The organism is Anabaena sp. CCY 0017 (assembly GCF_963920885.1).
GTDB lineage: Bacteria > Cyanobacteriota > Cyanobacteriia > Cyanobacteriales > Nostocaceae > Nodularia.
The window spans coordinates 148605-161127 of the sequence record NZ_CAWUDG010000005.1 but is presented as its reverse complement, the minus strand read 5'-3'; the positions used below and the strand labels follow the sequence as shown (position 1 = coordinate 161127).

The window sequence follows — 12523 nt, the reverse complement described above, 5'->3', positions numbered from 1 at the left end:
AACATCATTCCAAGTCAAATAAAAAAACTGTTTGTAGTAAGGGTTTTATCCCTTCTGAATATGAAAGGACTAAAGTCCTTACTACGAACTTCTCTTTGGAAGAACTGACAATGTTTAAGTGGTGCATCTTCTAGTAAAAGGACAACACTATGATGGCGAAAACACTCAAATTTATACTTAGGAGCCAAATCAAAAGCTCCAAAATTATTCAAAAGCCTGGTGGTTTTACTCTCATTGAATTGTTAGTAGCTTTGTTGATTGCGTTTTTAATCCTCACACCATTACTAGGTTTCATGGTGAGTGTGCTGAGTACAGACCGACAGGAGCAAGCTAAAGCAAATTCTGAGCAAGAAATCCAAACGGCTCTTAATTATATTTCCCGTGATGTACAGCAGGCCGTGTATATCTATGATGCTGACGGTATTGAAGCTATAAAATCCGAATTGCGTTATCCAAGTGATACAACAAAGTCGCCTGTACTGGTTTTTTGGAAACGTGAATTAGAGAGTGATGTAATACCAGCAGCCGATGGTACAACAGATGATACTTTTGTTTACTCGTTAGTTGCCTACTATTTAATCAAAGAAAATAGTAATACTTGGTCAAATGCTGCTCGCATCGCTAGATGGCAAATTAAAGATGGTGTAAGAGCTGCCAATGGTACTTATATTACTCCTCCCAGTGCAGGTTTTGCTCCCTTTACAGAGTACTTTGACGAGGCTGATAGTTTAAAAATAGGGATGGAAAAATGGAAAAAATCTGGAACTTATGATACTTCTGCTACAGTGCTGATTGACTATGTTGATCAAAGCACTGAAGATCCACGACCAGCAGCAAATTGTCCAACACCTGCAACTACATGGTCAACAATAACACCAGCAAATAACAGGACAGGATTTTATGTATGTGTAGATAGTTTCAATACGACCGCACAAGTATTTATCCGAGGTAATGCACTAGCTCGGATTGAAAACGATGGCAACAGAATCAAATATAATGCTAATAATCAAACTTATTTCCCCACAACAAGCGTAAGAGTTGAAGGCAGGGGATTCTTGTTTAGGTAAATTTGTCAATAGGAGGAGCAAGCAATGGTTGCTGATTACATTATAGAAAAGCTGAATGTAAACTTTAAACAGCTTCGTGTCAGAAATGCAAAAAGCAAGCTACGAGGTGCAACCTCTGGAGACAATCAGCAAAATGCTGGTTTTACTATGCTAGAAGTAATTGTAGTAGCAGTAATCATAGGAATTCTAGCAGCTATAGCGGCTCCCGGATGGCTAGGTTTTGTCAACCGTCAGCGACTAAATAAAGCTAATGATGCTGTTTTAGGCGCACTACAGCAAGCACATCGACAAGCTATCAGAACAAAACGTGATTACAGCGTTAGTTTCCGCACTGATGGTGATACTCCCCAATTTGCAATTTATCAAGGTAAACCACCAATCACACCAAGTAACTGGCGCAACTTAGGTGAGGATGTGGGAATCAAACCGGGAGAAGTATTGCTGAGTAATATAGTATCTGATGCCGCTCCAAAAACAATCACCTTTGATTACATGGGAACTCTACCACTAAATACTGACTTTGGTACACCACCAGATGGTTCAACAGAAGCACCTGGATTAAAAATTGTGGTTGCCGTACCTTCTAATTCTAATATGAAGCGCTGCGTGATTGTGAAAACTCTTTTAGGCTCAATGATCACAGAGAAAGACACTAAATGTAATTAAATTTATCGATTCGTGCTGAAAAAGAGCAGATTAAAACCCGTATAAACACGCTATATAAAACAGAGTCTACATAGGATAATTGAAACATCAAGAGCAGCTTATTAGTTGATAGATACAACTAATAAGCTGCTCAAAAAATTGTCCTAAACTATGCCTAATTATATTTTATATATTAGTAAATTAGGGCAAAAAAACTTATTGAAATTAAACCGATAAGCTATGCCTGATAAAATTGACTTTACCGTTGCTATACCAACCTGCAACGGTGAAAATCGTTTGCCTGAACTAATAGAAAGGTTGCGAAATCAAATTAACACCGAAAGTTTATCTTGGGAAATTATTGTTGTAGATAATAATAGCACAGATAACACGGCTCAAGTTATTCAAGCTTATCAAAAAGATTGGACGTGTCCCTATCCTTTAAAATACTGCTTTGAACCAAAACAGGGAGCAGCCTATGCACGAAAACGGGCAGTTACTGAAGCTAAAGGTAGATTTATAGGCTTTCTAGATGATGATAATTACCCGACATCCACATGGATATCAGCTGCTTATACTTTTGGTGAACAACATCCCCAAGCAGGGGCTTATGGTAGCCAAATTCATCCTGACTGGGAAGTAGAACCACCAGAAAATTTTGCCAGAATTGCCCCATTTTTAGCAATTACAGAACGAGGAAATTTACCTCTGCTATATGAACCTAGCAAAAGATTACTTCCTCCTTCTGCGGGGCTAGTTGTGCGTCGTCAAGCTTGGCTCGAAAGTGTCCCTGATCAACCTATTTTAACTGGTCGAGTAGCAGGTAATATGCTCACTAGCGAAGATTTAGAGATGTTGTCTTATATCCAAAAATTTGGGTGGGAAGTTTGGTATAACCCCGAAATGGAAATTTACCATAAAATACCTAGTTTTCGCTTAACTAAAGAATATTTAATCCCATTTTTACGCGGTATTGGATTTAGCCGTTATGTGACACGAATGGTAAATATTAAACCATTTTATCAACCTATCGTTACTTTAGCTTATATGGGCAATGATTTGAGAAAAATCATTTTACATTTTATTAAATACCGAAATGAATTAACTAATGATTTAGTTGCTAAGTGTGAAATGCAATATTTTATTAGTAGTTTTTTTAGCCCGTTATATCTTTGGAAAAATGGTTACTTAAAAAGTAAATAATCAAATAAATCGCGATTACAGTCTAAATTTCAAAACTCAGAAAAAATATAGCTTTTCTTGGTTGAAGAGGCACTTAAACCTCAACCCCAACCCCCTAGCTGCAAGCGAGGAGGGTAATATGGTGTGCCTTATCTGATGAGGAAACGCTATATTAATTTGCTAAAAACACATTTAATCACATCAAGTTAAATGCAAATTAAATTAAATAATTTCCACCAAAATAACCAAAAATATCCTATAAAGATTTCTCCACGGGTAAATTTATCATCGTTGTTTAAGGCAAAGTTTATCTTAAATAATCACGATACCAGTGGATTCACTCTTTTAGAAGTTTTAGTGGTTATTTTCACAATTGGTATCTTATCAGCGATCGCAGCTCCTAGCTGGTTAGGATTTCTCAATCGACAGAAGGTGAATACTGCACAAAGTCAGGCATTATCACTATTACGTAATGCCCAAAGCAATGCCAAACGAGAAAAACTTAATTGGCAAGTTTGTTTTTGGGATGATGGTAATCAAGTACTAGCTGCTACACAGATTGCACCGTCAAACAACCAATGTCAAGCCACAAATGGACAACCCTTGATTCAAGGTGACTCCACAGCAATTAAATTTACTTCCACTTTCGCTCAAGTTCCTTCTGGTTCTGGGAAGTATCGGGTACAGTTCAAGTATGATGGTTCTGTCAATGGACAATTGGGGAGAATTACCTTTACACCTCGAAATACTAACGTTTCCAAAAGGTGCGTCTTTGTTTCAACCTTAATCGGCGCAATGAGGTCTGAGAAGGATAATGGATGTGGGTCATAGTTGTGAAATCTGACCATAATCGTCAGCGCAGGCAACAGCAGATGAGTTGAGAATTCCAGCTTCGCAAAAAACATCTCTACAAGAGTTAGAGGCTTCCAAATAATAAAATCCCCAATATGTATTTGTAGGGTGGGTTAGGACGGTAGTCCGTAACCCACCATTATCCTTCAATTTAAGGTGGGTTAGCGCAGCGTAACCCGCCCTACAATTTTTAGGTAATTTATTTATTGGTGTTCTCTTAACCGAAAACGCATATTTGAATTCGGTCAGGATTCTGAATGATATGTAGTAGTCTAGTGATATTTCGCTCACTAAAATAGAACTACTCGTGCTGAAATCATCAAATATTGCTAAACAGCACTTAATTATTTTTACTCGTTACCCAGAAGCAGGGAAGACGAAAACCCGACTCATACCCGCTTTGGGTACTGTGGGCGCTGCCAATTTACAACGGCAGATGACAGAACATACAATACTTCAGGTTCAAGAACTGCAAAAAAACACTGCTGTATCTTGGGAAGTGCGGTTTGCCGGTGGTAACTCGCAACTCATGGAAGATTGGCTAGGTGCTAATTTAGTATACCATCCTCAAGGTGAAGGCGATTTAGGGGCGCGAATGGCGCGATCGCTTGCTCATGCCTTTGAATCTGGTGCAGAACAAGTCATAATCATTGGCATAGATTGTCCTGGAATCAATTCTCACATTCTTTCCCAAGCCTTTGCACAGCTACACACTTGTGATCTTACACTTGGCCCAGCCATTGATGGCGGTTATTACTTAATTGGTTTGTGTCGCCTGATCCCTGAATTATTCGTTAATATCGATTGGGGAACATCTCATGTGTTACAACAAACTGTGAATATTGCTGAAAAGCTCAAAATATCACTCGCCTACTTGTCACCTTTAGCCGATGTGGATCTTCCAGAGGATTTACCTGTTTGGGAACAGATGATCAAGCAATAGCAAATGCTACTATAGTGTAATTTACAACAAATTTGTATAGATTTTATACAAAAATATACCTGCCTGATACTGTTCCATAACAGGTAAGTTCATCGAATAAGTTTCATCCAAAAGTTATGGGAACAATATTCAAGTAACTTTAAGTAGGATAATCACTCTGACATACCACAAATTTGAAAAACTATGACTAATCGTGTTGCTTCTGGGAACGCTGCCTTAACACTGAAGGTAGTGGGGATAATTTTAGTTTTGTCCTTTTTACTAGACTTTTTAATTCTACTGTTACCTTTCCAACCGACTGATCGCTCATGGCAAATCAACCTAGCCACAGCATTAGTTGACAGAGGCATTGTGCCTCTAGTTGGGATAGGAATGCTATTTGTCGGTTATTGGATTGATAGTGTTGGTGATGGCGATGGGCAAAGCCCCGCCTACGGCGATCGCCCCAAACCTATAGATATTAGATTTCCCGTCTTGATTCTCTCCAGTATCTTAGGGTTGATTTTCTTGCTAATTTTTCCCTTGCACTTGAATAACGTCCGACAAGCTAGCGCTCAAAACGTCGAGCAAATTCGCCAAGAAGCCTCACAGGCCGAAACTCAACTGCAAAGTCAGTTATCCCAATTCCAAGCCCAAATCAATAACGAGCAAGGAAAGGCTCAACTGGAACAGCTGCGAAATCAAGCCAGAAATCAGTTTACCGAACTGCTGAAAAATGAGCAAACCTACCAACAAGCACTAAATAACCCTCAACTTCCCGCCGCGCAAAAAGAATTACTCAAAAAGTTTAAAGAAAATCCCGCAGAACTAGATACCTTTATCGCCCAGCAAACAGACCCCCAAGCACTCGCAACTCAAAGAATAACCCAAATTCGCCAACGTAAAGAAGAAGCAGAAAAACAAGCTAGAGACAATGCTTGGAAGTCTGGAATCCGCATTGGTATTAGTAGTTTGCTGTTATCCATCGGTTATATGATCATTGGCTGGACAGGTTTACGAAGTATGGGTGCTTTACAAGGTGGTAAACGTAAAGTAGCTGCACGTTAATTCACTCTGAATCAACATCTCTGACCAACAATGTAGAGACGTTCCATGTAACGTCTCTACTGAGCAATTAACAAATTCCTTTAAAAATTGAGAAATGTTTTCAATTTATATTCTGACATATAACGAAGAGCTAGATATTGCGGCTTGTATTGAGTCGGCAATGCTATCGGATGACATTATTGTTGTAGACTCATGCAGTAGCGATCGCACTCTAGAAATAGCCAGTCGTTATCCTGTTCGCACCGTCCAACACGCCTTTGAAAGCCACGGTAAACAACGTACCTGGATGCTAGAATCTATCCCTCCCAAATATGAGTGGGTATACATTCTCGAAGCCGATGAACGCTTGACACCAGAACTATTTGCCGAATGCGTACAAGCCACCAAAAACCCCGACTATATAGGCTACTACGTCGCTGAACGTGTGATGTTCATGAATCATTGGATTCGTTACAGCACCCAATATCCCCGCTATCAAATGCGTCTGTTCCGCCACGGTCAAGTCTGGTTTACAGATTATGGTCATACAGAACGGGAAGTATGTAACGGTGCTACCAGCTTCATTAAAGAAACATATCCGCACTACACTTCTGGCAAGGGTTTAAGCCGTTGGATTGACAAACATAACCGTTATTCTACTGATGAAGCCAAAGAGACTTTGTATCAGATTGAACAAGGTAAAATCAACTGGCAGGATTTATTTCTGGGTAAGACGGAAATTGAACGACGACGGGCTTTAAAAGATTTATCGTTACGTTTACCCGCCAGACCACTTCTGCGCTTTCTATATATGTATTTTATCTTAAGGGGTTGCCTAGACGGACGCGCCGGCATGGCTTGGTGTACATTGCAGGCATTTTACGAATATCTCATTTTGCTCAAAGTTTGGGAAATGAAAAATATGCCTACCCCCAGTTTAGAAATAGGCTTATCTGACGTTAAAGAGAATCCAGCCGCAGCCATTGAGACTATTTCACAAACAGCCCAGAAGTTTGATGCTAGTTAAAATTCTCAGAAAAATTATTTACAACTTCACAACCTGATCAGCATCCTCCTTTAGGTGTAATTTAATAGTTTAAAAATTATCAGCAGCTTTCAATCGAGCGCGGTAAGATGAGTAATATGTGAGGAACTTGCAACAAACGTTTACAAGTCTGACAAAGAAAAGTAACATTCTCAAAGTCAAATCAGCCATGATCTTGGTTGGTAAGTGTCTATATGCAACCCTCTAGAAAAATTCTGTTTTTCTAGAAATAACTGTATATTTTCATAGCATTAGCTCAGATGCTTACAATCTTGGGCAGTTGCTTTAAGTATTGAATACAACAAGCAATGTCTGCGTAATTTGACAAATATACTGGTATGAATACTAATAACAAAAGTTCCAGTAACCTCAAACAGGAGAATAGGGACTTGGGAATTAATCACCTAAAACAGGATTTAAAAAATGACCTGATTGCTGGTTTGTTGGTAGTAATACCCTTAGCAACAACTATTTGGCTAACCATTACTATCGCTAATTGGGTAATCAACTTTCTCACCCAAATTCCCAAACAACTCAATCCCTTTGATGGTCTCCAACCTATACTAGTAAATATACTGAATTTAGCCGTGGGACTGGCCGTGCCACTGTTAAGCATTCTTTTAATCGGGTTGATGGCGCGCAATATTGCAGGGCGTTGGTTATTAGATTTTGGTGAGCGAGTATTGCAGGCAATTCCTTTAGCTGGACAGGTATACAAAACCCTAAAACAGCTTTTAGCCACCCTACTCAAAGATTCCAACGACAAATTTCGCCGGGTGATTTTAGTAGAGTATCCCAGAAAAGGAATATGGGCGATCGCCTTCGTGACCGGTACGATGAGTAACGAAATTCAAGCTCATCTGCCCCGTCCGATGCTCAGTGTTTTCATTCCTAGTACCCCAAACCCCACCACAGGATGGTATGCCATCGTTCCAGAGGATGAGGTCGTAAACCTCTCTATGCCCATAGAAGATGCCTTTAAAGTATTAGTTTCTGGCGGTATCATCGCTCAGAGTACACCTCTACCTCCTCTAGTTTTGTCCCCAGACCGAAATTTAGAAACATCACCCTTAGAAAGCAAGCTGCCAATTATCCCCTTGGAGGAAACTTAAAATCAATCCGGCAAAGTCGCCAGTAAATAGATAGTATGATTATCTGACTTTGCCACAAGGCTCCATTATTCACCTCCAATCATTAGTGCTGAGGCACTCACTTCCATGCAAGAACGAAAACCCCAACAAATTGCTCGTGAATTGGCACTATTAAGTTTGAGCCAGTTGCCAATTAACCCGAAAAAATTGACAGAAGAACATCTGCCTAAATTAGTCCTAGCTACAGTTCGCACTCTCAGATCAGAAGTGCAAGACACTCTAGACAACGCCACTGGAGAACTACAACGCAGTAACGAGCGCCTCTTAACTAGTCAAACTCGTGCTTCAGACCTGAATACGGCCAGAAACCTCCTCAAAGAGGCTATAGACTACACCCAAACAGCCATCAATCAACTTGGAGCCGCAGTAGAGTTCCCAGAGTTGATTCAACTAGCAAATCAAGACAAGGAAGTGGGCAGATATGCCATCCAACTGGTGAAATTAGTCAACGAACATCGAGTTAGCATCGATGAAGAAATTTCCTCTGCCTTAGTAGATTGGCAAGTGACTCGCCTAGCTCAAATAGACCGAGATATTTTGCGAATTGCTGTGGGAGAAATGAGGTTTTTCAATTTACCAGACAGAGTAGCTATTAACGAAGCAGTGGAACTAGCTAAACGTTACAGTGGAGATGAAGGACATCGGTTTATTAATGGCGTTCTGCGCCGAGTTACAGAACAAAAAGCAGTCGTTTAGGATTTCGCATCCTGATTTTCTGATGGTTGTGAGCAGAAGCCAGTTTTTGAGGTGTTTTCCCCCTCTGAAGCAAACTGGCTTTGAGAGGTGAGGTCAAACCCCAGTCAAGAGCTACGGATTCAATTAAACTTTTAACTTATAACTAATAACTCAAACTCACAACTAATACCTATAGCTGCAATGGTTTTTAATTGGTTCCGCCGTAAATATAACGATTCCTCTGATACTCCACCTGAAGAAACTCCTCCAGCACCAGAAACCCAACCAGAGCCAGCCGTAACTCCAACCCCCACAGCAGACACTACGCCAGATTCAACGGCAGATTTATTGGCTTTTGCTAAATCTGCCTATAAGAATATCCAGCAAAAACAACAAACTCCAGAAGTAGAAACTGCTGCTGATGCAGTGGAAGTGGCAGCACCACCAGAAACACCCGAAGCGGTAGAAACTGCTGCTGATGCAGTGAAAGTGGAAACACCATCAGAAACACCCGAAGCGGTAGAAACCGTTGCTGATGCAGTGAAAGTGGAAACACCATCAGAAACACCCGAAGCGGTAGAAACCGTTGCTGCTACGGAAATAGAAACCGAGCCATCTCCGGTAAGTGAAGTCACCCCCACAGCACCAGCAGAGGCAGTTGAGCAGCCAGAGACTACACCTACTGAAGCAGCGCCGAGTAATTTATCATTTTTAGAACGGGCGGCGGCAGAAAGGCAAGCCAAGCAAGAACGGCTAATAGCCAATGCGATTGAAGTCCCAGAACCGGAAGTATTACCACCAGTAGCGACTACAACCGAAACAGCCGAAGACATTGATGGATTAGCTTTTGATGAAGGTTTTGTTTGGTCAGCAGAAGTATTAGCAGCTCAAGGTAGACGACCAGAAGATGTTTCGATTGAGGAAATTACTTGGCTGAAAAAGCTTCGCCAAGGCTTAGGTAAAACCCGTCGTAATATCCTCAACCAACTGAAGGCAATTGTAGGACAGGGACCACTAAATCAAGCGGCTGTGGCAGAAATAGAAGCTGCACTCCTGCAAGCTGATGTGGGTGTAGATGCGACGGATTACATTATTAGTGCGCTTCAGAAAAAACTGTTAGCAGAAGTTACCCCGCCAGAAGAGGCGATCGCCTACCTGAAACAAATCCTGCGGGAGATGTTAGATGCACCACTGCAAAAAGCCGACAGTTCTAGCTTTACCCCAGAAAAAGAAACTTTAAATATTTGGTTAATTACTGGAGTTAACGGTGCTGGTAAAACCACTACTATCGGTAAAATCTCCCACCTCGCCCAAAAATCTGGTTATAAATGCTTAATTGGGGCAGCAGATACCTTCCGGGCTGCGGCTGTGGAACAGGTTAAGGTTTGGGGTCAAAGAAGCGGTGTAGAAGTTATTGCCAATCCGGGAAAGAATACAGATCCTGCCGCCGTAGTCTTTGATGCGATCGCAGCTGCCCAAGCACGAGAAACTGAATTACTCTTAGTAGATACAGCCGGGCGACTGCAAAATAAGAAAAACTTAATGGACGAACTGGCTAAAATTCGCCGGATTATTGACAAAAAAGCCCCTAATGCCAAAATAGAATCCCTATTGGTTTTAGATGCCACTCTCGGTCAAAATGGACTGCGCCAAGCTGAAGTTTTCGCCCAAGCCGCCCAACTCAGTGGGGTAGTTTTAACCAAACTGGATGGTACAGCTAAGGGAGGTGTAGCCTTAGCCGTTGTACAGCAGCTAGGTTTGCCCATTCGCTTTATTGGTGCTGGCGAAGGCATCGAAGATTTGCGTCCCTTTTCCAGCTACGAGTTTATCGAAGCTTTATTGAGTGGCTAACGCCGTCGCAAGGGGGAGTGAAGAGGCAGGGGAGCAGGGAGCAAGGGGGAGCGAAGAGGCGCAGGGGTGCAGGGTGCAGGGAGCAAGGGGGAGTTAGAAATTAGTTTAAACTTCCTGACTTAAAAACCGTTCCTCATCTCCCCTGCACCCTCCCCCCTTCCCCTCTGCCTCTTCTGTAACTTGCATGACGTAGCCATATTTCCCTTATATAGCAAAGTGCTGTTAGTACTTTGCTATACTTTGCACTTATTCTGCTTAACCCCTGCACCCAAGGTAAACAGATACGAAAACTTCACACTTCCAGGAGGAAATTAGAAACCTACACAAAATTATTTTGTTGACAAGGGATTTTTTTGGGTCTAAAGATGTATGATTTGCTAATTAACTTCTGGAAAAATTAAAGGCTTTATAGCTTATGGCAGAATTTGCTGATTTTTACCTAGTAATTTTTGACTAAAAATACATCAATATTTAGCCATAAATGCAATAAGCAAATATAATACTTACTTTCAGCTATGTCTTACGTCTTTTTACTCTTGCTAAAGTAATAAATCTTGTCCGAATATAATTTAGCAATTCTCAAGCAAATTACTTTATTTATAAGTAATCTAAAAGTCTATCTATATCAAGTGCAATAATACCTTTACCTGTGTCTCAACCGCCCTCCCAACCCACTAATAGTAATAGTAGTGCTGCGACAGATGTCACGCCAGTCGTGGCACTCAAGGAACTCGTGGCCAGGCTAAACCGAGAACAGAACAAAATCCAAGATTTACTCAGTTCTTTAGGATTTGCCCTGAGAAGCTTCAATAATTTGAACCAATTTTTGGAGCTGATCCCGCTAATGGCAACCAGAGTCACAGATGCAGATGGTAGTGCTTTGTTTCTGCATAAACCTAACGGTCAAATTAGGTTAGAGCAGCTACACTGGCAAGATAGCCGTCAGCGTAAGAACATCCGCAAAGCCCTAGAAACCGCTAGTAGTCAAATCACGCTGCTGTCTAATGCAGCCCCTTTAGCCACAGCTACAGGAATTCTGGATGATCAAATGCATCGCTACTTGGGGCCAGACGTGCAAATATTTGGCACAGCGATTTTGGTGAAGCATACAGAACGGGGGTGGCTTTATGTCCTCAGCCGTGACCCAGAATATAGCTGGACAGAAACTAGACAAAAGTTAGTCAGACTGGTAGCAGACCAAACGGCTGTAGCCATTGAAAACGATGAATTAGCCGTAGAACTGCGAAAAAAAGAACGTTTAGACCAAGAACTAGAAATTGGTGCAGAAATTCAACGGCGACTTTTACCTCGACAATGCCCGTTTATTCCTGGCGCAACTCTAGCTGCACGCTGTAAACCGGCTAATCGTGTCGGTGGAGATTACTATGATTTTATCCCCACCAATAGCAATCAGGTGCAGCTAAATAGTAAAAATGCTCAGGAAAGCGGGCGTTGGGGTTTAGTGATTGGCGATGTTATGGGTAAAGGTGTTCCCGCCGGACTAATTATGACGATGATGCGGGGAATGCTGCGCGGTGAAGTATTGCATGGTAATTCTCCCTGTGTAATTCTGCAAAATTTGAATCGCGTTATGTATGCGGATTTAGAAAATTCCCATCGCTTTGTCACGCTATTCTACTCAGAATACAATCCCTTTAATCGAGTTTTATCTTATAGTAATGCGGCACACAATCCTCCCTTATGGTGGCACGCCTCCACAAAAACTATTACCCGCTTGGATACTTTAGGAATGCTGATTGGGTTAGATGCCAATAGCCAATACGAAAATGCCCAGGCACAGTTAGAACCTGGGGATACAGTAATCTATTATACAGATGGTTTGACTGATGCGGCGGCTGCTAGTGGCGATCGCTTCGACGAAGAAAACTTTGTTGCTGCCTTTCATGCCGCTTGCAGGTATTACAGTAATCCACAGGAGATCGTAGATTATCTGTTTGACCAAGTTTTGCAATTTATCGGCACTGAGAAACAAAACACCGATGATATGACCTTAGTTGTCCTCAAAATTCAATAGCTACCAATAAGGGACTGACAATTAAAAAAATATTCCATTGCTGAGGTAGGC

The 12523-nt window shown here is 41.4% G+C and carries 11 protein-coding genes; all 11 read left to right on the top strand.

The features are described from left to right. Window positions 1–152 precede the first annotated feature (152 nt). The 11 genes from hpsC (at window position 153) to ACM0OW_RS08545 (ending at window position 12472) form a co-directional block, all read left to right on the top strand. Entirely contained in the window at window positions 153–1067 is a 915-nt protein-coding gene (hpsC, locus tag ACM0OW_RS08595) for a hormogonium polysaccharide secretion pseudopilin HpsC (protein ID WP_414549757.1), read from the top strand. Window positions 1068–1091: 24 nt separating this feature from the next. Next, window positions 1092–1733: a Tfp pilus assembly protein FimT/FimU gene (locus ACM0OW_RS08590; RefSeq protein ID WP_414549617.1), complete on the top strand. Its 642-nt coding sequence runs from the start codon at window positions 1092–1094 to the stop codon at window positions 1731–1733. Window positions 1734–1952: 219 nt separating this feature from the next. Next, on the top strand, window positions 1953–2915 hold the full coding sequence (gene hpsE / locus ACM0OW_RS08585) for a hormogonium polysaccharide biosynthesis glycosyltransferase HpsE (protein WP_414549616.1): 963 nt from the start codon (window positions 1953–1955) through the stop codon (window positions 2913–2915). A 189-nt stretch (window positions 2916–3104) separates the two neighbouring features. Continuing rightward, window positions 3105–3725, top strand: coding sequence for a Tfp pilus assembly protein FimT/FimU (locus ACM0OW_RS08580; protein ID WP_414549615.1), 621 nt, complete (start codon window positions 3105–3107; stop codon window positions 3723–3725). A 328-nt stretch (window positions 3726–4053) separates the two neighbouring features. After that, entirely contained in the window at window positions 4054–4689 is a 636-nt protein-coding gene (locus tag ACM0OW_RS08575) for a TIGR04282 family arsenosugar biosynthesis glycosyltransferase (RefSeq protein WP_414549614.1), read from the top strand. A gap of 183 nt (window positions 4690–4872) precedes the next feature. Next, window positions 4873–5736 carry an HpsJ family protein gene (locus tag ACM0OW_RS08570; protein ID WP_414549613.1) on the top strand — a complete coding sequence of 288 codons (864 nt, stop codon included), beginning with the start codon at window positions 4873–4875 and terminating at the stop codon, window positions 5734–5736. Window positions 5737–5830: 94 nt separating this feature from the next. Continuing rightward, entirely contained in the window at window positions 5831–6742 is a 912-nt protein-coding gene (locus tag ACM0OW_RS08565; RefSeq protein WP_414549612.1) for a glycosyltransferase family 2 protein, read from the top strand. A gap of 356 nt (window positions 6743–7098) precedes the next feature. Then, window positions 7099–7872 carry a DUF502 domain-containing protein gene (locus ACM0OW_RS08560; RefSeq protein ID WP_414549611.1) on the top strand — a complete coding sequence of 258 codons (774 nt, stop codon included), beginning with the start codon at window positions 7099–7101 and terminating at the stop codon, window positions 7870–7872. A gap of 105 nt (window positions 7873–7977) precedes the next feature. After that, complete coding sequence (nusB, locus tag ACM0OW_RS08555; protein ID WP_006195794.1) at window positions 7978–8607, top strand: transcription antitermination factor NusB; 630 nt, start codon at window positions 7978–7980, stop codon at window positions 8605–8607. 180 nt (window positions 8608–8787) lie between these two features. Continuing rightward, window positions 8788–10437 carry a signal recognition particle-docking protein FtsY gene (gene ftsY / locus ACM0OW_RS08550; protein WP_414549610.1) on the top strand — a complete coding sequence of 550 codons (1650 nt, stop codon included), beginning with the start codon at window positions 8788–8790 and terminating at the stop codon, window positions 10435–10437. Between the two features lie 649 nt (window positions 10438–11086). Further along, window positions 11087–12472, top strand: a complete 1386-nt coding sequence (locus ACM0OW_RS08545) for a PP2C family protein-serine/threonine phosphatase (RefSeq protein WP_414549609.1) — start codon at window positions 11087–11089, stop codon at window positions 12470–12472. Window positions 12473–12523 lie beyond the last annotated feature (51 nt).